Origin of the sequence: Rufibacter sp. DG15C, assembly GCF_001577755.1 — a bacterium.
GTDB lineage: Bacteria > Bacteroidota > Bacteroidia > Cytophagales > Hymenobacteraceae > Nibribacter.
This window is the reverse complement of sequence record NZ_CP010776.1, coordinates 2,033,810-2,056,571: the sequence shown is the minus strand read 5'-3', so window position 1 is coordinate 2,056,571 and position 22,762 is coordinate 2,033,810. Positions and strand designations below refer to the sequence as shown.

At 49.2% G+C, this 22,762-nt stretch carries 22 protein-coding genes and 1 tRNA gene; 12 read left to right on the top strand and 11 right to left on the bottom strand.

Going from position 1 to position 22,762, the window contains the following annotated elements:
* Window positions 1-239 precede the first annotated feature (239 nt).
* Window positions 240-1,427: a Pycsar system effector family protein gene (locus tag TH61_RS08715; RefSeq protein ID WP_066508337.1), complete on the top strand. Its 1,188-nt coding sequence runs from the start codon at window positions 240-242 to the stop codon at window positions 1,425-1,427.
* 95 nt (window positions 1,428-1,522) lie between these two features.
* Here TH61_RS08715 and TH61_RS08710 read toward each other — a convergent pair whose 3' ends face one another.
* Both TH61_RS08710 and TH61_RS08705 read right to left on the bottom strand, forming a co-directional pair.
* Entirely contained in the window at window positions 1,523-2,671 is a 1,149-nt protein-coding gene (locus TH61_RS08710) for a DUF2652 domain-containing protein (RefSeq protein ID WP_066508335.1), read from the bottom strand.
* A 274-nt stretch (window positions 2,672-2,945) separates the two neighbouring features.
* Window positions 2,946-3,146, bottom strand: coding sequence for a hypothetical protein (locus TH61_RS08705; RefSeq protein ID WP_066508332.1), 201 nt, complete (start codon window positions 3,144-3,146; stop codon window positions 2,946-2,948).
* A gap of 342 nt (window positions 3,147-3,488) precedes the next feature.
* Between TH61_RS08705 and TH61_RS08700 the strand changes: the two genes are divergently transcribed.
* Window positions 3,489-3,560 (top strand) — tRNA-Arg (locus TH61_RS08700).
* A 348-nt stretch (window positions 3,561-3,908) separates the two neighbouring features.
* Here TH61_RS08700 and TH61_RS08695 read toward each other — a convergent pair.
* Window positions 3,909-4,412 carry a T9SS type A sorting domain-containing protein gene (locus tag TH61_RS08695; RefSeq protein WP_082780342.1) on the bottom strand — a complete coding sequence of 168 codons (504 nt, stop codon included), beginning with the start codon at window positions 4,410-4,412 and terminating at the stop codon, window positions 3,909-3,911.
* A gap of 31 nt (window positions 4,413-4,443) precedes the next feature.
* On the opposite strand from TH61_RS08695, the gene TH61_RS08690 reads away from it, so the two are divergent.
* From TH61_RS08690 to TH61_RS08675, 4 genes are all read left to right on the top strand, one after another.
* Window positions 4,444-5,559, top strand: a complete 1,116-nt coding sequence (locus TH61_RS08690) for an NAD(P)/FAD-dependent oxidoreductase (RefSeq protein WP_066508329.1) — start codon at window positions 4,444-4,446, stop codon at window positions 5,557-5,559.
* A 98-nt stretch (window positions 5,560-5,657) separates the two neighbouring features.
* The gene (locus TH61_RS08685; RefSeq protein ID WP_066508326.1) at window positions 5,658-6,770 is read left to right on the top strand and encodes a type III polyketide synthase; all 1,113 of its coding nucleotides are present in this window, start codon (window positions 5,658-5,660) and stop codon (window positions 6,768-6,770) included.
* Window positions 6,760-7,500 (top strand): methyltransferase domain-containing protein, encoded by a 741-nt coding sequence (locus tag TH61_RS08680; protein WP_066508325.1) that lies wholly within the window; start codon window positions 6,760-6,762, stop codon window positions 7,498-7,500. The genes TH61_RS08685 and TH61_RS08680 overlap by 11 nt, the downstream gene beginning before the upstream one ends.
* Window positions 7,493-7,756: a hypothetical protein gene (locus TH61_RS08675; protein WP_066508324.1), complete on the top strand. Its 264-nt coding sequence runs from the start codon at window positions 7,493-7,495 to the stop codon at window positions 7,754-7,756. The genes TH61_RS08680 and TH61_RS08675 overlap by 8 nt, the downstream gene beginning before the upstream one ends.
* 72 nt (window positions 7,757-7,828) lie before the next feature.
* Here TH61_RS08675 and TH61_RS08670 read toward each other — a convergent pair whose 3' ends face one another.
* Window positions 7,829-8,731 carry a histone deacetylase gene (locus TH61_RS08670; RefSeq protein WP_066508323.1) on the bottom strand — a complete coding sequence of 301 codons (903 nt, stop codon included), beginning with the start codon at window positions 8,729-8,731 and terminating at the stop codon, window positions 7,829-7,831.
* A 162-nt stretch (window positions 8,732-8,893) separates the two neighbouring features.
* Between TH61_RS08670 and TH61_RS08665 the strand changes: the two genes are divergently transcribed.
* Window positions 8,894-9,541, top strand: coding sequence for a porin family protein (locus TH61_RS08665; protein WP_066508321.1), 648 nt, complete (start codon window positions 8,894-8,896; stop codon window positions 9,539-9,541).
* A gap of 169 nt (window positions 9,542-9,710) precedes the next feature.
* Here TH61_RS08665 and TH61_RS08660 read toward each other — a convergent pair whose 3' ends face one another.
* Window positions 9,711-10,265: a type 1 glutamine amidotransferase domain-containing protein gene (locus tag TH61_RS08660; RefSeq protein WP_066508319.1), complete on the bottom strand. Its 555-nt coding sequence runs from the start codon at window positions 10,263-10,265 to the stop codon at window positions 9,711-9,713.
* A gap of 98 nt (window positions 10,266-10,363) precedes the next feature.
* Between TH61_RS08660 and TH61_RS08655 the strand changes: the two genes are divergently transcribed.
* Both TH61_RS08655 and TH61_RS08650 read left to right on the top strand, forming a co-directional pair.
* A complete protein-coding gene (locus TH61_RS08655) occupies window positions 10,364-10,873 on the top strand; it encodes a TlpA disulfide reductase family protein (RefSeq protein ID WP_071887819.1) in 510 nt (169 codons plus the stop codon).
* Window positions 10,874-10,877: 4 nt separating this feature from the next.
* Window positions 10,878-11,504, top strand: a complete 627-nt coding sequence (locus TH61_RS08650; protein WP_066508318.1) for a thioredoxin family protein — start codon at window positions 10,878-10,880, stop codon at window positions 11,502-11,504.
* Window positions 11,505-11,608: 104 nt separating this feature from the next.
* On the opposite strand, the gene TH61_RS08645 is transcribed toward TH61_RS08650, so the two are convergent.
* Window positions 11,609-11,947 (bottom strand): DUF4157 domain-containing protein, encoded by a 339-nt coding sequence (locus TH61_RS08645; protein WP_066508317.1) that lies wholly within the window; start codon window positions 11,945-11,947, stop codon window positions 11,609-11,611.
* Window positions 11,948-12,231: 284 nt separating this feature from the next.
* On the opposite strand from TH61_RS08645, the gene TH61_RS08640 reads away from it, so the two are divergent.
* The 3 genes from TH61_RS08640 (at window position 12,232) to TH61_RS08630 (ending at window position 14,907) form a co-directional block, all read left to right on the top strand.
* Window positions 12,232-12,882, top strand: coding sequence for a C40 family peptidase (locus TH61_RS08640; RefSeq protein ID WP_066508316.1), 651 nt, complete (start codon window positions 12,232-12,234; stop codon window positions 12,880-12,882).
* A gap of 297 nt (window positions 12,883-13,179) precedes the next feature.
* Window positions 13,180-14,022 carry a YkvA family protein gene (locus TH61_RS17820; RefSeq protein WP_071887818.1) on the top strand — a complete coding sequence of 281 codons (843 nt, stop codon included), beginning with the start codon at window positions 13,180-13,182 and terminating at the stop codon, window positions 14,020-14,022.
* Between the two features lie 132 nt (window positions 14,023-14,154).
* Window positions 14,155-14,907 carry a M48 family metallopeptidase gene (locus tag TH61_RS08630; protein ID WP_082780341.1) on the top strand — a complete coding sequence of 251 codons (753 nt, stop codon included), beginning with the start codon at window positions 14,155-14,157 and terminating at the stop codon, window positions 14,905-14,907.
* Window positions 14,908-15,559: 652 nt separating this feature from the next.
* On the opposite strand, the gene TH61_RS08620 is transcribed toward TH61_RS08630, so the two are convergent.
* Genes TH61_RS08620 through TH61_RS08600 form a run of 5 tightly spaced genes read right to left on the bottom strand, consistent with a single transcriptional unit; the run spans window position 15,560 to window position 22,567 of the window.
* Window positions 15,560-15,817 carry an acyl carrier protein gene (locus tag TH61_RS08620; protein ID WP_066508312.1) on the bottom strand — a complete coding sequence of 86 codons (258 nt, stop codon included), beginning with the start codon at window positions 15,815-15,817 and terminating at the stop codon, window positions 15,560-15,562.
* Window positions 15,818-15,837: 20 nt separating this feature from the next.
* Window positions 15,838-19,233 carry an efflux RND transporter permease subunit gene (locus TH61_RS08615; RefSeq protein ID WP_066508311.1) on the bottom strand — a complete coding sequence of 1,132 codons (3,396 nt, stop codon included), beginning with the start codon at window positions 19,231-19,233 and terminating at the stop codon, window positions 15,838-15,840.
* 59 nt (window positions 19,234-19,292) lie between these two features.
* Window positions 19,293-20,423 carry an efflux RND transporter periplasmic adaptor subunit gene (locus TH61_RS08610; RefSeq protein WP_066508308.1) on the bottom strand — a complete coding sequence of 377 codons (1,131 nt, stop codon included), beginning with the start codon at window positions 20,421-20,423 and terminating at the stop codon, window positions 19,293-19,295.
* A 42-nt stretch (window positions 20,424-20,465) separates the two neighbouring features.
* The gene (locus TH61_RS08605; RefSeq protein WP_066508307.1) at window positions 20,466-21,947 is read right to left on the bottom strand and encodes a TolC family protein; all 1,482 of its coding nucleotides are present in this window, start codon (window positions 21,945-21,947) and stop codon (window positions 20,466-20,468) included.
* Between the two features lie 5 nt (window positions 21,948-21,952).
* Entirely contained in the window at window positions 21,953-22,567 is a 615-nt protein-coding gene (locus tag TH61_RS08600) for a TetR/AcrR family transcriptional regulator (RefSeq protein WP_066508305.1), read from the bottom strand.
* Window positions 22,568-22,762 lie beyond the last annotated feature (195 nt).

Below are 22,762 nucleotides of genomic sequence, written 5' to 3'. Positions count from 1 at the left end.
AGAAGGTTTACTTATAAAAAGGGTTCTGGCAAAAGAATAGAGAGTTAGGCGCCCTTAGCCCTCTCAATACAATTGTTTTTGGCCTGATTTTCAGAAAGTAAGCCAAAAACAGCGGATAGTTCCTTAACCTTACCTGGGTTTATCGCGTTTTACACTTTGGATTAAACTCAACGCTGGAGCCGTGCCCTCAGATGTGGCTCCCGTAGGCGACCTTACTGCCCCGCCACTCCAATTTATTTATGGAAAAAGAAGACCTCATCCGGAAAGCGAGCAATTTTGTTGCCGCCCTTTTTAAGGAGAAACTGTCAAAGAAACTGGTGTACCACAACTACAAACACACGTTTGAAGTGGTGAGAGAAGCCCGTCTGCTGGCAGAGGAACATAATTTACCGGAAGAAGAAAAAGAAATACTCTTATTGGCCGCCTGGTTTCATGACACTGGTTATACCACCACCTACAAGAACCATGAGGACGAGAGCGTGGAGTTTGCCACGGCCTTTCTCCGCGAGAACCAATACCCAGAGGAAAAGATAATAGAGGTGGCCCGCTGCATCATGGCCACCAAACACGGCCAACTCACCCACCAACTGCTAGAAGACATTCTGGTAGACGCAGATATTTCCAATATTGGCAAGCCTACCTTGTTTGCCCAGGCAGAATTGTTGCGCGTGGAGTGGGAAATCTACCTCAATGAGTCTTACACAGATTTGGAGTGGGCACAGTACCAGTTAGACTTTCTGCTGTCTGTCACGTTTAGGACGCAGGCGGCGCAGGCCCGTTTCTCTAAGCAACTCAACAAGAACATACAAGAACAGCGCGCCCGCCTGAAAGAGCTCACCAAAAAGACCAAGAAGAAGGAGAAGGAAGGCCGTGAGACCCTGGCGCAGCCCAAGCGCGGGATTGAGACCATGTTCAAAAGCACCTATGACAACCACATCAGTCTAAGTGCCATTGCAGACAACAAGGCCAACATGATGATCAGCTTGAATGCCATTATCATGTCCATCATCATTACCTACCTGGGTACAAAAAGCTCCATTATTGGCTCGCAGTTTACGCGTAACCCGGTATTGATGATTCCGGTGGGTATTTTGCTGGCCACGTCATTGGCCTCTGTGATCTCGGCCATTATTTCGGCGCAGCCAGAGGTAACCAGCTTTCGGTTAAAAGCCAACAAGTTGAAAAGCCGAAGAATCAACCTGTTGTTCTTTGGGAACTTCACCAAGATCCCCTTGGATGACTTCCAGAGCGGCATGCATGAGATCATGCGGGACAAGAACGCGCTCTACAACAACATGATTACAGATATTTACTACCTAGGCGATGTGCTGAGCAAGAAGTACCGCTTACTGCGGATCTCTTACACCATCTTCATGATTGGCATTATCTTGACGGTGCTTTCCTTTGTGATTGCCATCTCCAGGTAAACTCCTCTCATTATTATAAAACCAAAGCGGCGGTAAGAATTCTTACCGCCGCTTTGGTTTTTGGGCTATTTTCCAGGAATTAGGCCAAAAACGGCCTATTTTGTTTTCATGTTACTTCGCACCTGCTCACAGAGTTCTTTCAAGCGCTTTAAGGATTTACCCATCAAGTCCCGCATCTTCTTCCGACCAAAGGAGTCATAGAAATAATCCCCCACAGACACGCGGCTGTAATGAAACTCCAGGGTAAGCAACGTGGCATGCGGGCCGGCGGCTTGCGCGTTGAGGAACAGGAGCGCATTGGGGAACATCTTGAAGTTGGTGATTTTCTCAATGTACTCCACCTTGTCCGCAAAGGCCTTGAACTGTAAGGTCTGGATCTCAATGCAGCCGCCCTTCTCCATCTCGCATTTACAGTAGGTACCAGAACGGTCACTTTTAGAGATGTCATACTGGGCCGTCTTCATGCCCTGCATCCAGGCGGGTTTCAATCTGTAGTTTCTGATAATGCGGGCCACCAGGTCCAACGGGGCCTGCACTTTCACCTCTAAGGAAAAGGTGTTGGGGTAGTGGTTTCTGTTATGCTCCACCTCTGGGTCTGTGACCAAAAGCCGAAGCGGCGTTAAGAAGGCATACTTGTAGCGTACCCGGCCCATGTGCTCATATTCTGTAGAGCCTTCGCGCAACTGGGTCCATTCAAAGCATTTCTCTACGGCCTCAGGTTTTTGGGTTTTCAGGTAGCCCTCAGACAGCAAGACATACTCAGAGCCTTCAATGTTGTTTTTTAAGAGCCGGTGTGCCAAGATCACGTCCATGCCCATGAGCTTGGTATAGCTTCTAATCTGGGTCACACTAATGCGCCCGTAATGGGCCACAATCTTAAGGGTGAGTTTGTTCTCTGACAGGTGTGTGCCCAGCAGGGAACCGTCCCGCTCCATGATCTTGAGGTAGTTCTGAAAGTCAAGGAAAATCTGCTTGCATTGGTTGACCATCTCCTCAATGGTGGGTGGTGGTCCCATCTTGTAAAACAGGATGGCGTCCCCCTGAATCTCACAGACCTCCAGGTTGATGATGTTAGCCTCAATGATGGTTTCTAACAGATCTGCGATGAGGTTGCGGCTGTATTTGATTTTGTTCTCATGCATGAACCGCGTAAAGCCACTTATGTCTGGAATAAACAGCAAGGCAGGCTGCGTATCATCAGCCTCATCCGGTAAAAAAGTACTGTCCAGTTCAGAAAATTCCATCTAAGGGTCCTTGTCCTATTCTCAATTGAGCCTCTTAGCCATGCGCAATGGCAAATGGGCTAGGTAGCTTTGCGCTTATACGAAGATACTGCCCTTTCCTTTGCCTACTGGGGCGTCTGTTTTAAAGTTTTTTCAGGAATTGTGGGTTAATTTTTGCCGAGGTCTACCCTAGCCTCTTAGGCAGAGCAAGTTGGCTTAAAAAGTAATAGCATAAAAAAAGCCAAGACTTATCTTCTAGACAAATCCTGGCTTTCTTATGTAAAGAGAGAACTGCTTACGCGTTGTTTTCAGCGTTCTTTGGCTTACGACCTCTCTTAGCTCCTTTTGGCTTGTTCATAGTGTCAGGAATCTGATTCAAAGCCTCATTCATTTGGCTGAAAATACCTAACATTAATTGCACGTCTTCCACGTTCTGGCAATCGCGGATTACTTCCATCTGCATTTTGTCAAGCTTGCTTTTAAGTTGCTCTCTCATAGTGATGCTGTTTTTTTTTCTTGGGTAGAAATTAATAGGTGAGACAAATTTAGAAATTACTCTCATTAATCAAATAATTATCTATCAATAAATTAAAATTACCCGGCTAATTAAACGTAATTAATCTAAAATACACCTGCAATTACGCCATGCAAATAGCCAGTGTCTATACACACCAACTAGTAAGCAATTACAAATTGCTCTCCAATTCCTTAAACATTCTACTCAAAATAGAGGGTATTTGCATTTAGTAAGCGTGTTTAAATTCTTTTCTTCCTTAGAATGGGCCTTGTATGAGCGCAAGGTATTTTATAGTACATTTGTTTTGCGCTGAAGTCGCGCGGCTATGTAGTTCAACGGATAGAATAGACGTTTCCTAAACGTTTGATCTGGGTTCGATTCCCGGCGTGGCCACTACTTTACACTTATCTCTCCCGCATTCATACAGCTAGAACCATTCTATCTGGCAAGTGCGTCCCCAATTCTGTTAATTACTTGCTGCAGTACCGCTCTTGCCAGCTAAAGCCAAAACCCAATTTCCTTTCCTATCAAAAAAACAGCTCTTCTATTCATTACTCTGCATTCCCTTCAACCCTCATTTTATATGCATCACCAAACAAAAGCAAATCCTTACTGCGCTCTAATTCTGCTATTTACACAAGTATCTTTTTAATTTGATGCGCAAAGTAGACAAAGGTAAATAGGTATAAAAAAAGGCAAAGCTTGAAAAAGCTTTGCCTTTCACTAAGTGATTGCGTAGAATTATCTTAAAATAACCTTTCGCACCTCACTGTATTCTTCTGCGTCAAGTTTTACGTAATACAAGCCTTTGGCCAGCTTATTTAAATCAACTGATTTCACAAAATGATTGGAGGGATCATATACTACCTCGCGGTAAACTATATTGCCAATCACGTTCATGATGCGTAAGTCTGTTTTCTTACCTTCAAAACCTTCTAGTGAAATATTAATTACACCATTGGTGGGATTGGGGAATACAGAGACGGTCAGGGGCTCAGCCTCTGTTTTTGCGTCAGCTTTGAGATCAGTGGGGAGCGGGGCAGTTTTCCTGACTTGCGCTGGTAACTGGTAAAAGGAGAGGCAAACTACTACTAGAAGTATAAAGTGTTTCATGCGAAATATTTTGCGTTGAGGGTCCAAAAATAGTCGACCTATTTTACCTAGTTTTAACGGCAAAGCGCTAAAATTAGTTTTGGATTTTATATAATTTTCAGGCGGTGATAGCCTGTATACTGTATTTTTCATTGCATTTAATCAATACTTAGCGCCCATAGACATGCAAAACCCAGATGCGGTGATTATTGGAGGTGGTCTAGCCGGTCTCATTACGGCTTTGCAACTATCAGGCCAAGGTAAAAAAGTGCTATTGCTAGAGAAAAAACAGTTTCCGTTCCATAAGGTTTGCGGCGAGTATGTGTCTAATGAAGTACTGCCTTTCCTGCATCAATTGGGAATCTATCCTGGGCAGTTAGGCGCGGCCACCATCTCCCAATTTGTGCTCACCTCGCCTAAAGGCAACCGTTTAAGAACGCCTTTGGACTTAGGGGGCTTTGGTATTAGCCGTTACACACTGGATCACCATCTTTATCAGTTAGCCTTACAGCAAGGCGTGACAGTGGTTCAAACCACAGTGACAGATGTGCAGTTTATTGAAGACCAGTTTCTGGTGAGCATGACAGATGGGCTACAAGTACAGAGCCCTATAGTGGTGGGCGCCTATGGCAAACGCAGCACCTTGGACCGGCGGCTGGAAAGAAGCTTTTTCACGGAGCGGTCCCCGTATTTGGCCGTCAAATACCATGTGCGCACCCAACTGCCCAAGAATGAGATTACGCTGAACAACTTCAAGGATGGATATGCAGGCATTTCGGCGATTGAAGAGGATAAATTCTGCTTTTGCTACCTCACCACCCGCCAGAATTTAAAAGACCACGGCACCATTCCAGAAATGGAAAAACATGTGTTGCAACAGAATCCATTCCTAAAGGATATTTTTCAAAACAGTGAGTTCTTATATCCGCAGCCCGAGGTCATCAATGAAATTTCTTTTGCGGCTAAAAATTGTGTGGAGAATCATATCTTGATGGCCGGTGACACGGCAGGATTGATTACTCCACTGTGTGGCAACGGCATGGCCATGGCTATTCATTCGGCTAAGCTGGCCTCCGCGCAGGTGCTACGTTATTTAGATGGGCAGCAGACCAGGCAGCAGATGGAAGAAGCCTATGCGCAGCAATGGCAACAGCAGTTTGGCGCCAGGCTAAGAACCGGCCGATGGGTGCAGCGTTTGTTTGGGCAACCGGTCTTGTCTGAACTAGCCGTTGGCAGCTTAAAAGCCCTACCTGCCGCCGTGCAATTGATCATGCGCAAAACCCACGGGCAACCCTTTTAAAAAGGCAACCACGCCTGTGCCTTTGCAGTATGCCAAGCATAGGCATCTTTCTCTCCCTGCACAAAACAAATGCCCCTAATATTGCTTATACTTAAATTATGAAGAGCTACCTCTGCGCCATCGGCACAGCCAATCCGCCGCATGCCTTGCCTCAGCAAAAAATTGCTGACTTCATGGCCGATGCTCTTCAACTGGACGCGCAGGAAACCCGCAAGCTCAAAGCTCTTTACCGCTTGTCTGGCATCAACACCCGTCACACGGTCTTAGAGGATTACGGCCAGCAAAACGGAGACTTCAAATTTTACCCCAACAGCATAGGCTTGGAGCCCTTCCCTACGGTGGGGCAGCGCATGGGCCAGTTTCAGGAACATGCCGTTCCGCTTTCGGTGCAGGCCGCTCAGGATTGCTTAGACCAAATACCAAACTTTACGGCAGACCAAATCACGCACCTCATCACGGTAAGCTGCACGGGCATGTACGCGCCGGGGCTGGACATTGAGTTAGTGGAAGCGCTGGGCTTACCCCAAACCGTGCAGCGCACCTGCATCTACTTTATGGGCTGCTACGCGGCCTTCAACGCCATAAAAGCAGCCGATGCCTTTTGCAAGGCAGACCCCTCTGCCCGAGTATTAATTGTCTGCACTGAGCTGTGCACTCTGCATTTCCAGAAACACACCGAGACGGACCATCTGGTATCTAATGCCATCTTTGCAGATGGATCTGCGGCGGTGCTGGTCTCTGCCGAGCCCTTGACCAAAACCGCGTTAAAACTGGAGGCTTTCCATTGCGACTTGGCTCCCTCTGGGCAGAAAGAAATGGCGTGGCACATCCATGACTTCGGGTTTGAGATGACGCTTTCTTCTTATGTACCGGCTCTCATTAAAGAAGGCATTGGCCAATTGACACAATCCCTATTGCAGAAGCTCAACTTAAAACTGCAGGAGATCAAATTGTTTGCAGTACACCCGGGGGGGCGTAAAATTCTGGAGGTGATTGAACAAGCTTTGGGCCTCACGCAGGAAGACAACCGCTACGCCTACCAAGTGCTGCGCAACTACGGTAACATGTCCTCAGTGACGGTGCTGTTTGTATTGCAGACGCTTTTAAAAGACGTGCAACCCCACCAGCACCAGGAACCGGTGCTCAGCTTCGCATTTGGGCCGGGCCTTACCTTAGAATCCATGCTCCTGTCTGTGCACCATGTGGCGTGAGCGCAGCACCCAGCCAGAGCTGATGGATGACCTCACCCTGGCCACCGACGCGCTTCGGCAAAACCTCAAGGAACTGGAGATCATCAACCACTACCTGGGCGGGCATGACGTGGTTAGAAACGGACTGGATAGAATCCTGGCGCATCCGTTTTTGGCCTCTTTTCCCGGAAAGACCTTAAAAATAGCGGATCTGGGGAGCGGTGGCGGCGACACCCTGCGCATGGTAGCCCAGTGGGCCCGAAAGCGAAATCAGTCCGTAGAGTTGGTAGGCCTGGACGCTAACGCGTTCATGGTGGACTACGGCACCCGGCATAGCCAACATTACCCCGAAATCAGGTTTGAACAGGTAGACGTTTTCTCTGAGGACTTCGCGCAGCAGCAGTTTGACATTGTGATCTGCAGTTTGTTCCTGCACCATTTCCCAGACAAAGCTTTGGTTCGGCTTTTTTCTGGATTACAAAAGCAAGTTCATGTGGCAGTCCTGATCAATGATTTGCATAGGCACCCGCTGGCTTTTTACTCCATCAAGGCCCTCACCCAGGCGTTCTCCCAGTCACATTTAGTAAAGCATGACGCACCATTATCTGTGGAGCGTGCGTTTATAAAGGAAGATTGGCAAAGACTCTTGTCCCAGGCCGGGGTCCCGAAGTATGAGCTGCGGTGGCGCTGGGCCTTTAGGTGGCAAGTCGTTTTTGGCCCGTTTTTAGGAAAACAGCCTAAAAATGAATAACTTAGTTTATCACCAACCTTCTAACCCCATGGGCCGAAGTTCTTCGAGTAAATCATCTCTTCAATTCTGGCTTCTGATCATTGCGTCTGTTCTGTTGTCTGCCTTGGTCATTAGTCTCTTCCTGAAAGTTGTCAAAGTGATGTTGTATCTGCTGTTTGTGCTGCTGCTGGTGCCGTTTATCTACCTGCTGCTCAAACGTACCTTGGCGCAGGGCTTCGCCAAAGACCGCTTCACCAAACTCAAAACTAGAGATTAGACAAAAGACGCTAGATGTTAGACACTAGACGATTCAAAAAGTCTAGTATCTAACATCTAGCGTCTTAACATCTTAAAAGAAGATCTGCTGGGCTAGGCGGTAGGTATTGGCGTGGGCTTCTACTATGTCTGCAATGCGGGTAGAGTAGCCGCCGCCCATGCTGGCCACTACCGGTATACTGTTTTGATGGCACAGTTCCAGCACAATCCTGTCGCGCTCTTTGCAGCCGGCGGTAGTGAGCGCCAGCTTGCCTAGCTTGTCAGTGGCCAGCACGTCTACCCCGCTCAGGAAAAACACGAAGTCGGGTTCCACATGGTCCAGGAGCTGTGGCAGGTGTTGATTCAACAAGGCCAAATACGCTGCGTCCTCAATGCCGTCGGATAGCTCCACGTCCAGGTCAGATTTCTCTTTGTGGAACGGGTAGTTCTTACCCCCGTGCATGCTAAACGTGAACACCCGTGGCTCCTCTTTAAAGATCTGGGCGGTGCCGTTGCCTTGGTGCACGTCCAAATCCACCACCAACACCTTCTGCGCTTTCTGCTCGTCTAACAAATACTGGGCACCCAGGGCAATGTCGTTCAAGAGGCAGAATCCTTCTCCGCGGTCTGTGAAGGCGTGGTGCGTGCCGCCGGCAATGTTCATGGCCACGCCATACTCTAGGGCAAACTCAGAGGCTTCTACGGTCCCGCCCATGATGTGCACTTCGCGGTCTACCAGTTCCTGTGACAGCGGGAAGCCGGTCTTTCTTATCTCTGAGGGCGTGAGTTGCAGGTGCTTCAGCTTTTGCCAATACGCTTGGTCGTGCACGCGCAGGATTCGGTCTTCAGATAATGGGGTAGGCTGAAAGAAATTGGCGTCTGTCACAGTGCCTTCATACAGTAGTTGTTCTGGCAGAAGTTCATATTTGAGCATTGGGAACCGGTGGCCTTCTGGCAGGTGGTGGGCGTACTCTTTGGACCAGGCAATTTTAAGCATATACTCTAGTTGTTACGGTGGGTAAAGGTACAATCCTGTAGGCTAAACCGCTATGCGCCAGCAAAGCTTGCAACATTCTTAGGGCTTGGTAGTATACTCTACCGGATTGTGCCAATAGCCTTACAACAGCTAAACCGGCAAATCCTCTAAACCTAACCCACTATGAAAAAGACAATTCTACTTCTGATAGCTTCCTTGACGTTTGGCGTGGCCCAGGCGCAGGAACGCGTACTCAACCGAGGCATCATCAACCACCGCGACGGTGACGGCGAAACCGCCCCTACCTATGACAACTCTGGCTTCGGGGTGAAAGGCGGCCTGATGTACAACACCCTTAGAGGCGACGGAACGGACGGCATCCAAGGCCTGAAATCTGCGGCCAACTGGCATGCGGGTTTTTATTCTCAGTTTAGCTTGGGTAGAATCTTCTCTGTGCAGCCTGAGATCTTGTACTCGCGCAAAGAAAGCAAGATGGACAACGGCTCCATGCGCTTTGACTACATTGAAATACCCGTGATGGGCGTGTTCAATTTCACAGACAACGTGAGTTTACACGCGGGTCCGCAGGCCGGGGTGTTGATGGCGGTAGAAGAGAACGGCAAAGAGATTGACAAGTCCCAGTTCAACAGCTTTGACTTTGGTGGAGCCGCTGGTCTTGAGGCGCGCTTGAGCATTTTTAGACTGGGCGCGCGCTATTACCTAAGCCTTGCCAACCTAGCCGAAACTGAGGACGCCGCAGATGCCACCTATCGTGCGTTTGATAACATTAAAGCCGGTAATTTCCAGGTATATGTAGGCGTAGGCTTCTAGTCCACTGGTAACCTAAAATCAAAAGGGCATTTCTTCCAAGGGGTGCCCTTTTTCATTGGCCAAACTTTTAAGGCCCAAGTCGTTTTAGCCCTGATTCCTGGAAAACAGGCTAAAAACGAAAAGCCGAGGCAGTTTCTGCTGCCTCGGCTTTTACTATTGGTTTTATGGATTAGCGGTTGTGAATACCTTCGGCGAATTCTTCAATCATCTTTTTGTTGAAGGCGGGAATGTCCTCTGGCTTGCGGCTGGTCACTAGGCCTTTGTCGGTGACTACTTCCTCGTTCACCCAATTGGCTCCCGCGTTGGTAAGGTCTGTGCGCAGAGAGGGCCAGCTGGTCACTTGACGGCCTTTCACGGCCTGGGCTTCAATGAGCGTCCAGGGGCCGTGGCAGATGGCGGCAATGGGTTTGCCAGATTCATTGAAGGCCCGCACAAAGGCCACGGCCTGCTCATTGGCGCGCAGGTAATCTGGGTTCATGACGTCGCCGGGCAGTAACAGTGCATCATAGTCAGCGGCTACCACGTCCTCTAGTTTTTTATCAACGTCAAACTCCTTGCCCCAGTCCGTCATGTCCCAAGCCTTCACTTTTCCAGACTTGGGGGAGATGATGTGGGTTTCGGCGCCGGCTTCTTCTAATGCGGCTTTTGGTTTCTCCAGTTCTACTTGTTCAAATCCTTTCTCTACCAAAATGGCGATCTTCTTTCCGGTTAGTTTCCCTGACATAGTTTTATTGAGTTAAGTCTTTGTTAAAAATTGTATTTTATGTACTTTCATAACAAGGCAATCGTTACATGGTTATAAAAACTTATTGAAAAAGAAGGATGCGTAAAGGTCTGCTGCTTTGCTTGTTTCTGGTCATCGGGGTGACCGGCGGCACCACCGCGTTCGGGCAGAGCCCAAAAGTGCCGGTTATAAAATTGGCGCAGTTGCAGAAGTACCTGCAGTCCCCGGCAGACACTACCTACATCATCAACTTGTGGGCTACGTGGTGCAAGCCCTGCGTAGAGGAGATTCCGCATTTTGAGGCGCTGCAAAAGCAATACGCCGGCAAGCCTGTCAAGGTGTTGTTGGTGAGCCTAGACTTCGCCAAAGACCTGGATAAGAAAGTGATTCCATTTGTGCAGAAGCGACAGCTCCAGAGTACCGTGTTGCTGCTGGATGAGCCTGATTATAACTCCTGGATTGATGCCTTTGACCCCGCCTGGAGCGGCGCGCTGCCGGCCACGCTGTTTTTGAACAACGCCAAAAAGCAACGCTTCTTTGTAGAAAAGCCGCTCACGCCCGCCCTGCTGCAAGAATACCTGTCTACCAAATTCTCACTTACCCCATAATACTATGCGAAAATCACTTCCCCTCCTGTGCCTGCTAGGCTTATTCGCGCTGCTTACCTCTGCCATCATGGTGAGCAATGGTTACCAGATTGGCGACATTGCCGCTGACTTTAAACTGAAGAACGTGAACGGCCAGCTGATGAGCCTTAAAGACCAGAAGAACGCCAAAGGCTACGTGGTCACGTTCACCTGCAACACCTGCCCGTTTGCCAAACTGTATGAAGACCGCCTCATCCAGCTTCACCAGAAATATGCGCCGCTGGGCTACCCCGTGGTGGCCATTAACCCAAACGACGTGAAGGCCTCGCCGGGAGACTCTTTTGTGAAGATGCAGGAACGCGCCAAAGACAAGAAATTCCCGTTCGTGTACCTTTATGATGAGACCCAGGAAGTGGCCAAGCGTTTCGGGGCCACCAGAACGCCGCACCTGTACATCTTGCAGAAAACGGACCAAGGCCAGTTGAAGGTAGCCTACATTGGCGCCCTGGACAACAACTCCGGAGACCCTGGCAAAGTAACAGAACGCTACGCCGAGGCCGCGCTCAACAACTTGCTGGCCAACCAAGCCGTCGCGCAGACCTTTACCAAAGCCATTGGCTGCACCATTAAATGGCGCGCCGACGCTCAGTAAGGGAGGAATAAAGTAGCTAAAAGTTAAGAGGCCGTTTTTGGGCTGTTTTCTAGAAAACAGCCCAAAAACGGCCTCTTGGTTTATGCAAGTTGAATGGTGTAAGGTTATGCTAGCTTTGGTTCCTCATCGGCAGAATACCACTGCTTCTCCCCGGCCAATCTGGCCTCTGCTTCAAACCGATTGTTATAGTAGCCCACCTTCAGAGACTCTAAAAAATACAGCCACAGAAACCGGTAATAACCGTGCTCCTGAAACTGCTTGACGTGACACAGCTCATGCGCCACCCAGTGTTTGTTCTTCAGGAAGTTCTCTCTGGTCACCCCGCTTAAATGGATGGAATTTCCTAAGACCATGGCCACGTTGGGGCTCTTTAGTTTCCAGCGGGCAATGCGGGCAAACAGGGAGTTCTCAATTATTTTTATGTTTTTTAAGGCTGTTTCCATAGCTTTGTTTTGCCGTCTTTATACGGCTCTCCCGCCTTTTATGCTACTTTTTAGCACCTTTCCAGTCCTTTCTCCTTCTTTTATACAATAAAAGAATCCTTAAACGTACTTGTTTTTAAAAAGTTACAGGACTAACTTTGTTTTAGTAGGATATCTCATAAAAAAGATAAAACCACTGTAAAAGGCTTCTTCCTGTTTCGCATTTGCCGGAAGGCAATAAAGTTGGAAGAGCCGCAATTAGCCCATAGCAGAAGGCGCTAATTGATGTTTCACCATTAAAACAGATGATGAAAAATTACATCATTTCTGCCCTAGCAGTAACAGCATCTTTCTTATCATTCTTTTACGAGGCCCAGTCCTCAACTGCTAATACCTACAACCAGGCATCTGTCACTACCCAAGAGGAGATGATGACAGAATGGGTTCTAGAGAACAACAATCTAGCTTCTGAAGCTACTGTTGCAGCCGTTGGCACAGAAGTGAAGACCGGCAAAGTCCTTACTCTAAAAGACTCTCTTTTCTACAGCTACTACTCCCAGACCCTGGGCCTTAAACTGGATTACCAAGAAGACCAAGCGCTTCTGAAAACCGTCACCGACTGGATAGGCACCCCATACCGTTCAGGCGGAAGCACCAAAAAAGGCACTGACTGCTCTGGCTTTGTCTCTAACGTATTCAAGCAAGTGTACGGCATCACCCTCACCCACAGCTCGCGGTCTATGTTCACCCAGGTAAAGCGCGTGGCCAAGGCCACCATGAATACCGGTGACCTAGTATTCTTCCGCCGCGGACCGGGCCAACCCATCTACCACGTAGGCATTTACCTGAAAGACGGTAAGTTCATCCATTCTGCCTCGCGCGGCGGCGTGATGATCAACTCGTTGAACTCAGCCTATTACAAGAAATACTTTTACGCAGCCGGCAGAGCCATCTAAGCCAGCAGTCTAGCACATAACAGAAAGGCCAGCCTCTACAGGGTTGGCCTTTCTGTTTGGCAGCAAATCCGTTTTTGGCCCGTTTTCCAGAAATCAGGCCAAAAACCGAATAACTGTATATCTGGGCTTAACTATTTATGGGCAAAGCAGTATAGCCAAGTATTGCCGCGCCTCGGGCGTTTCACCAACTCTTTGTCATGCATTCCTGCACAGAGAAGCTGCCTGAATTTTCGTTATTTCGCGGCGGCAAGCCACAGCGGTTTTACCAGTACTAAAGAATAGATACCATCTAGCACTATGAATAACCAGAACCAAGACCACAAGAACGTTTCAGAGTCTCCCCTGTTCAAGCGCATTCTCACCAAAGCCGAAGAGTACCTCAAGCAGCCGTCCCGAGTGAAGGACCTATTGAACGATGCCTACCAGAAGGCCACAGAGAAAAAAGACGTAGGCACCATTGCCGGCGAAGCGTTTGAAAGCCTCATGACCCTAGGCCGCTTGATAAAAGCCGCCGTGGGCGGTGAATACCACGGCCTGCCCACCCGCACCATTGTAGGCGGCGTAGCGGTGATCATTTACTTCTTGATGCCCATTGACATTATTCCAGACTGGCTGCCGGTGGTGGGCTTCTTAGATGACATTAGCCTATTGGCCTGGTTCATGACCAGCATCAAAGGAGAGCTAGACAAGTTCCAAGCCTGGGAAGGCAGCAACCAATACAGAAACACAGACACGCACGGCAGCACAGCCCAGCATGAATTGACGGTAGACACATCGGCGCACACGGCTAAATACGAAGACGAGCCAGCCGGCCAGTACAGCGGAAGCCGTGAGACAAAACCCTCTAGCAGCGGATTGGGATCTTCGGGTCCGGGCAACAGCCCCTCACAAGGAGGCCATGGCCTTTCTACCGGCGGAGCCATCCCTCCGCAAAACGCTACGCCGGTAACAGAGCTACACGGCGTAGAAGGAACGCCTATTTCAGAGATTGACCCTACGGCCACGCATGACGCAGAGCCCACAGACCATGGCGTGCCTTCTGGCTACGGCGAAACCAACGTACGCGCCTCTACCACAGACAGCACCCGCGTCCCCAGCAGCAACCGTGATGACATGGACCACGGCGGTAACGTACGCTAAGAGCTAAATACTTTATCAGAAAAAGCGCCTCCCACCAGAGGCGCTTTTTTTATGGCTGTAAAGCAGTACCTCCTTTTGCTTTATCAAAGGAATTACCCCGCTAAGCGGTATCTTTGCAGACAAGATTTGTGTATGGAAAGGAAGAAGCGCCCCACTGCCGCCGCAGCAGAGATTCTGGAGAAAGAGATAGCCCCCATTGGCAAGGTGACCTTTGTGTCCAGCGCCACTGCTAGGTTTGTGCGCATTAGCATCAGGCCGGGACAGGGTGTGAAAGTGACCATGCCCAAGCGCGCCACCCTGGCGCAGGCAGAAGCTTTTGTACAAGAGAAAACCGCCTGGATTCAAAAGCATTTGACCAACCTGGAGAAGCACCAGCCCAAGCCCTTTCTGTTCACTCCCGAAGAGCCTTTCAAGACCCGTTACCACCAGTTGCACCTGCAACCGCACACCTTGTCGCAACTTAAAAGCAAACTGAAAGACGGTCAACTACAGGTACAGTACCCAGAGCATCTTTCTTGGGACCATCCAGAGGTGCAATCGTATATTAAGTCCGCCGTGGAGCAGACGCTCAGGCTGGAGGCCAAGCGCTACCTACCCGAGCGCGTGGCTTTCTGGGCCAGTCAGTTTAATTTCTCTTACCAAAAGGTGGTGATTAAAAGCGCCAAGACCCGCTGGGGAAGCTGCTCGTCTACTAATAACATTAATCTGAACCTGCACCTCATGCGCCTGCCGCAGCACCTCTGTGACTATGTAATCTTGCATGAGCTGGCGCACACCATTGAGAAAAACCACGGTCCGCGCTTCTGGGCTTTGCTGGACAAGATCAGCGGAGACGCTAAAGGCTTGGACAAGGAGTTGAAGAATTATAGGCTTCAGCAGTTTTAGGAATTCGTTTTTGGCTTGTTTTCAGGAAATGAGGCGAAAAACAGAGAATTAGTGAAAGGCCTGATTCTGTCTAGATAACTTCGCACAGTTGTCGGTGTTACCTTCAACAACTCTGTAGGCAGCCTGCCCATTCCCAGTCATCCTGAGCACCGCCTAATGATCTAACGAAGACTCTTTCAACTATCCTCTTTGTGCATTCCCGTTGGCTATTCCTAGAGAAGGCTCTTCCCTCCAGTGCCTTTATGCCGCCTCGTTTCATCTTGTCCGCCAAGCGCTCGCGGCCGCGGGGCCCCGTCTTCCCGCCTCGCGCTGTACCAGTTTGCCTCCTTTGCATAGGGGCCGCCGTTACCAGTTCAACTTCTCTTGCTGTGGCATGAACGCAGTCCTGCCAGAGGCGGCAACCTGCTTAGGCGACTCGTCGGAAAGACTGGATCAGGTGCCAGTAGCAGAGGCCTTTGCTATTTGGATTCCCCCATTGAGGGGGGCGAAGGGGGGTGTTTACACCAGCAGGTAAAACAATCAACAACCGGCAATTAACAATTATGTCGTTTTTGGCCTCGTTTCTAGAAAACGACCCAAGAACGAAAAAGAAAGGCCAGGGGAAAATCCCCTGGCCTTTCTGCGTTTTAAATGAGCAATTAAAATGTAAAATCTAGCTTGCCTGCCGGATGGTGTGCGTAGAGACAAATTCTACAAAATCACCTACCGTGTTCAAAGGCACCTCATCTGGAATCACAATCTTGAAGCTCTTCTCCAGCTGAATAATTATATCTACCACGTCTACGGTGTCAAACCCAAACTCCTTGCTCAGGTTGGACGTCTCCCGTAAACGCGACGGTTGAATCTCTTTGGTCTTGCTGATGATTTTAACTACCTCTTTGGCAATAGAAGGTGATGTAGCAGTTATCATAGGGGTAAAAACTTAAAATACTAATGAGTCACAACAGGTACGGCGGCATGTTTCTGCTGCTTGCGCTTAGGGAGCACCCGGTCTTTGATTCTCTCATTGATCAGGTACATCATAGGCACTACCAGCAAGGTCAGGAACGTAGAGAAGCTCAACCCGAAAATGATGGTCCAGGCCAGCGGGCCCCAGAACGTCACGTTTTCACCACCCAAGAAGAAGTGCGGATCCAACTCAGAGAAGAGCGTGAAGAAGTTAATGTTCAAGCCAATGGCCAACGGAATCAAACCTAAGATGGCGGCAGTAGCGGTCAGGATTACCGGGTTCAGTCGGGTTTTGCCCGCCATCACAATGGCTTCCTTCAATTCCATGCCCTGGTCACGTAGCACATCGGTGAATTCAACCAGCAAAATGCCGTTCTTCACCACAATCCCTGCCAGCGCAATGATACCAATACCGGTCATCACCACTGACATGTCCATATTAAAGACAGAGAAGCCCAGCAATACCCCTATGACAGAGAAAATAATTTCTGACAAAATAATGAGGGGCTTAGACACCGAGTTAAACTGCGTCACCAGAATCAAGAAAATAAGCCCCAGGGCGGCCATTCCGGCCAATCCCAAGAAGTCCATGGTCTCTTGTTGGTCCTCTTGCTCCCCGCCCATTCTAATCTCATAGCCCTCTGGCGCATTGAAACGGGTCAACGCAGACTGGATATTGGCCACCACTTCATTGTTGTTGTAACCGCCCAGCACGTTAGAGGAAAGCGTGATCACGCGCTTCAGGTTCTTGCGCTTGATACCGCCGTAGGTGGTAGAGTATTTCACGTTGGCTACCGCCGAAACCGGCACCTGGCGCACTGCTCCAGACGCATCCCTAAACGTAAGCACCATGTTCTGCAACTGGTCAATGTTCTTGCGGTACAGTTCAGAGTAGCGCACTTGGATTGGGTACTCGTCCTCGTCTTTCTTAAACTTAGAAGCTTCCTTCCCGAAGATGGCTGTTCTGATCTCAGAACCAATCTGAGCCGTGCTCAGTCCTTCGCGGTTGGCGCGTACGCGGTCAATCTCAATGGTAATCTCAGGATTTTGGTCCTGCAAGTCGGTGCGCAGGTCTTCAATACCGGCAATCTGGGCAGAATCTAAATAGTTTTCTACTTGCTTAGAGAGGGCAATCAAGCCTTGGAAGTCTTCGCCGGCTACTTCTACCACAATCGCTTTACCTACCGGCGGGCCGTTCTGCTCTTTCTCTACCGTGATTTCAGCACCTGGAATGCCTTTGACGGCTTCACGCACTTTGTCTAGGTACATGTTGGTGCTAATGCCGGGCTCGCGGTATTGGTAGTCCACAAATGCTACGGTTACCTTGCCTTTGTTAGATTCGGCCTGGATGCTTGGACTGTTAGGGTCACCAGCGCCAATGGCTACGTTAGAGATGATGGACTCTACGTTCGGGTTGTTCTTGCCTACCACTTTATGCACGCGCTGCTCCACAATCTTAGTCACAGAGTCCGTTACCGACTGGTCCGTCCCAATAGGCATGTTGATGTAGGTGTACACAAAGTTAGGGTCGCCGTCTGGGAAGAACACCACTTTGGGAGATCGGATGGCCGTCACCACAAATGATAAGAACAACAAGCCCACCACAAAGGCGACCACGCCGTACGGGCGCTTGCCAACCAGCATCCAGCGCAGTGAATTCTCATAGCGCGTCATAAAGGCCGGCAGCACAGTTGACTGGAATTTGTTGATCCAGCCGGTGAACACAAACTTGTTCAGGGCCACAAAGATCATGATGACTACTACCAGGTTCCCGATGCCCATAGACCCGAGAGCGTACGCCGCCAGAGCAACAGTACCCATGATGATCATGGAAAGCATAAATGTTCTTCTCTCCTTAGCGGGGTCTTTCACATCGCCGCGGTCCATGAAGGAAACCGCAAACACCGGGTTAATGATGAAGGCCACAATCAAGGACGCCATCAAAGTCAAGATCAAGGTGATGGGCAGGTAGAACATGAACTTACCAATGATGCCCGGCCAGAATGCCAGCGGCAAGAAAGGCGCTACCGTCGTCAAAGTACCTGCCAGTACAGGAATAAATACCTCCCCTGCTGCTGCTTTAGCTGATTTAAAGATGTTCCAATGCGTCTGGTGCAGAATGCGATGCGTGTTCTCAATCACCACAATGGCATCATCTACCACAATCCCCAGGGCCAGTAAGAAGGAAAACAATACAATCATGTTCAGGGAGAAGCCCAACATAGGCATCACTAAGAAGGCCAGGAACATGGAGATAGGCACCGACAAGCCCACGAATAAAGCGTTGGTGGTTCCCATGAAGAACATCAAGATCAAAGTCACCAAAATAAACCCGATGATGATGGTGTTGATCAAGTCATTCAAGGAGTGACGGGTGCTGGTAGACTGGTCACCGGTGACCGTAATCTTCAGATCTTTGGGTAGTTGGTTACCGTGCGTCTGCTTGATGATCTCATTGATCTTGTCTGAGGCTTCAATCAAGTTCTCACCGCTGCGTTTTACCACGTTCAAGGTGATAACCGGCTCATTGTCCAGGCGGGCAAAGCTTTCGCGTTCCTCAAAGGTGTCTACTACTTGGGCAATGTCTCTTAAATAGATGTTAGCACCAGTCAGTGATTTTACTACAATGTCGCCAATGGCGGTAGGGTCAGTGTATTGGCCTACCACGCGCACGGCACGCTTCATTTCGCCTACACGCACAGTACCGCCAGAAATGGTCATGTTTTCTAAGGCAATGGCGCGCTCAATATCCCCGAAGGTGACTTTGGCGGCCTGCATTTTATACATGTCCACGTTGATTTGCACTTCCTGCTCCAGCGCCCCTACAATGTCTACGCGGGTAATCTCTGGCAGGGCCTCAATGCGGTCCTGCAGATCCTCAGCGAAGGTCTTTAAGCGCTCTGCACTGAAATTTCCCGATAGGTTGACGTACATGATGGGCATTTCTGAGAAGCTGATCTCCTGCACATTGGGTGCCTGCGGCAAGTCGGTCGGCAAGTCGGTTTTGGCTTTGTCTACCGCGTCTTTCACGCGCTGCTTGCCCACTTCCACGTCCACGTCTGTGTTGAATTCCACGTTGATCATGGCAAAGTCCTGCATAGAGGTAGAGGTCACTTTCTTCACTCCAGACAGCGACTTGATCTGCTTTTCAATGGGGCGCGTTACTAGGTTCTCCATGTCAGACGGCGAGGTACCGGGGTACACAGTGGTCACGATCATGGTAGGGATCACAATGTCTGGGAAGTTCTCTTTCTGCAAGCGGTTGTAGGCCAAGATACCCGCCAGCGAAATAATCAAGGTGATGATGTAAATGCTGGTTCGGTTATCAATAGACCAACTGGTGGGCTTGAATTCCTTAATTCTATTTGATTGTTCCATTCTGTTGGAATTTTAAAGTCTGCCTTTGGCGTGCGCCAATTGCTTTATCTTCTTTCTGCTTAGAAACTTACTGCTTGCCCTGGGTTCAGATTCTGCGCACCAGCACTAATCACCTGGTCATTGGCAGTAAGACCGGTCAACACTTCAATCTTGCCAGCATAAGTGGTACCCACCGTAATGTTGCGTTTAGTGGCCACGCGTTGGTTGCCCTTTTGCTCTACCACGTACACAAAGCTGCCCTGCTCATCTTTTTGCACCAGGTTTACTGGCAGCACCAAGGCTCCTTCTTTCACATAGTCCTGGATGCGCACCACGGCCACCATGTTAGGGCTTAGCTTTACCTTGCCGCGGTCACTTTCCTTCACGCCCAACTCTACTGTAAAGGCGCGGGTGCTGGGGTTGATGTTTTTACCAACCACTCTCACGGTTGTGGCTACTTCTGTATTGATGTCTGGGAACAAGACCATGGCCTCATCTCCTTCTTTGATCTGGGACGCGTAGGCCTCAGACACGTCTGCCACAATTTTACCGCTATTAGCATTCACCACTCTAATGATGCCAATACCCGGTGACACTGCTTCACCTGCTTTAGGGATTACCTCATCCACCTCGCCAGAGATAGGCGATTTGATGGTGTACTGGGCTTTGGTTTCCTGCATGGCGGCAATCTGGCGCTCCAGGCTCTGCACATTGTTTTTGGCCGTCAGGTACTGGATCTCGGTGCCAATCTTCTGCTCCCAAAGGTTTTTCTGCTTCTGGAACACTGTGCGGGCCAAATCCAGGTTAGGCCGAAGGGCGGCAATCTGCTGGTCCAGGACGCTGGCGTCAATGGTGGCCAGGGTCTGGCCTTTGCCTACTTTGTCACCGCGCACCACGCGCACGCTGGTCAAGACGCCCGGCATCTTGGCACTCACCATCACGTTTTGGTCAAAGTCTACCTTGCCTTGCACCTCCAGGTAATGCCTAAAGGTCTCTGGCTGAACTTTCACCACAGATACCGGAACGGCCGCTGCTACAGGTGCCGTGCCTTTGCCTTCTTTCTGCAGCTCACCTTCTAGCGTGGCAATCTGGCTGGTGATGTCTGCTTGTTGTTTCTTAAGGTCTGCCAGTTGGGCAGTTTTATCTTTTTCTCCACCGCAAGCCGTTAGTAAAGTAGCTAGCGTAAGGACAGTGAGTAATTGCTTTTTCATATGCTTAGAATGCTCTGTCTTATTATGTTTTCTTAAAAGAGTCTATTTGAGAAGTAAGGCACCAGTGGCTCTGTCTGCGTCTACTTGGGCAATCAACGCGTCATACAAGGCGGTGTAATAATTGGTCTGGGCGGCGCGTAGATCAGTTTCGGCGGTGATTACTTCTAGGTTAGAGCCAACCCCCTCTTGGTACTTGATGCGGCTCACGCGGGCAATCTCTTCTGCCAGCTCCATGTTTTGGCGCTGTGCCCTCAGCACGCTCAAGGTATTGGTCACGGTCACATCTGACTGGCGTAACTGAAGGTCAATGGCTTGTTGCAATTGCTCAAAGCCTAGCTTCACATTCTCCAGTTGTAGCTTAGACTGCTGAATCTGGTAGCTCTTGCGCAAGCCGTCAAAAATGGGTACCTGCAACCCAAGTCCTACCACTCCATAGTCAAACCACGTTCTGTTAATGCCAGCACTTTTGGAGGCTCTTACCTTTGCTAGATTGGCAAAAGAAGATTCGTTGCTATTGTACCCATAGGCACCTGTTAATACAAGCCTTGGCAAGTAACCTGACTTAATATTGCGCTGACTTAAAAGCGCCAAATCCCGTTGGGTTTCTAAAATAGAATACTCAATTCGGCTGGCATAATTAAACCCGTTGGCATTGCTTTTAGGCGCTGCGGTAGCCAAGGTGCTTTCATTTAATTGATCTGCCAAGGTGATGGGTTGATCTTGAGGAAGGCCCATCTGAAACTTAAGCAATTGCTCCCCTAATTCATGCAGGCGTTGGGCTCGGTCACGGTCAATCTTAAGGTTATTCAAGCTCACGCGCAATCTATCCACGTCCAGCTTTTCCACGAACCCGTTTTTGTTCATGATCACTGTCTGGCGCAACAATGTGTCTAATCTGGATAGGTTTTGGTCTAGGAGCTTAATTTGCTCATTGGCCACCAACACACTGTAATAAGCCTTGCTCACTTGCTCAGCTACTTCTATCTCACCCTGCTGGGTGTTTTTTCTTGAAAGTTGGGTGTAGGTAGAAGCTGCTTTTAAGCCAATCAGGTAAGACCCATCAAACAAAAGCTGCGAGCCAGACAGAACAGCATTACCGCTCCATGGTTGCGTGAAAGAGAGGATTTGCGGACCAGACATACCTTCTGGAACCGTGTAGGTGGGCGTAAGAACAATGTCTTGGTTCCCTTCTATCTGTTCTCTGGTAATAGTGAAGTCATTTAACTGGCCTCCCCCGCCCAGATCCCCGAAATCGACTTTTGATTTTTGAGGGATGTAGTTATGACTTATATCCACGGCCGCATTCACCTGCGGAAGGCCAATCGCTCTTACCTCTCCAACCTTGGCTTTGTCTATCTTTTCTTGGTTGCGAAGCGTTTTCAAGCTGGCTCTGTTTTGCAGGGCGTAGTCAATGGCTTGCTTTAAGGTATATTCCTGTCCTTGGGCCCAACTGGCAGACGTAGACAGGAGCATTAAAAGAAGCCAGCAGAAAAGGAGTCTGCGGACTTTGGGTACGTTTTTCATAGTAATTATTCTTCTTCGGTGATCTGTTTGTATTGATTGACCAGCTTGTGGCCTTTTAAAGTGGCTAGTCCTAAGATAAAATGCTCTAACAGCGCAATCTGCACCTTCTGGAGGTCAAACTGGGTGGTGGGATATACTTCAGAGTTGAAACCCAGCTCCACCTCGGCTAGGCGCAGACGGGCTACAATCTCCACGTCAATGTCTTCCCTGAACAGCTTTTCTTTGATACCCTTTTGCAAGTGTTCTTTGGTCTGCTGCAGAAAGAAGCCATTCTTGTGCTCTTGCCACAGCGCCCACGCCTGCGGGTGGTATTTCTGGAGGTCAAAGAAGATGGAAGGATGCACCTGCTGCATCAAGCCCCGTACCATCTCTACCATTTGAAACATGGCTTCCATGGCATTGCTGGCGTCCCCTATAGCATGACAACAGGAATTCTCCATTCCTTTAATGTGCTGCTGCATGCTTTCATAAATCAACTCATCTTTGTTGGCAAACCACTTATATATGGTCTTTTTTGAAACCGACAGATGGGCCGCTACATCATCCATAGACACCGCTTTTATCCCCTTCCGGAAGAAAAGAAGCAAGGCCTCCTGCAATATTCTCTCTCTTATTTCCATGCTGATGGCTAATCTGGGACAAACCTAATGGAAACTATTTTTGTTTCCAAAGTTTCCATTGGGTATTTATTCTTCGTCCCGTATTTGCCGCAAAGATCAAATAAATAAGCTATGCCCCAGAAAGCTAAGGAAGCCAAGACAGCACAAAGTGGAGAATCTGACCAAGGACTGTATTTCCTTCCTGAACTGGTCAAA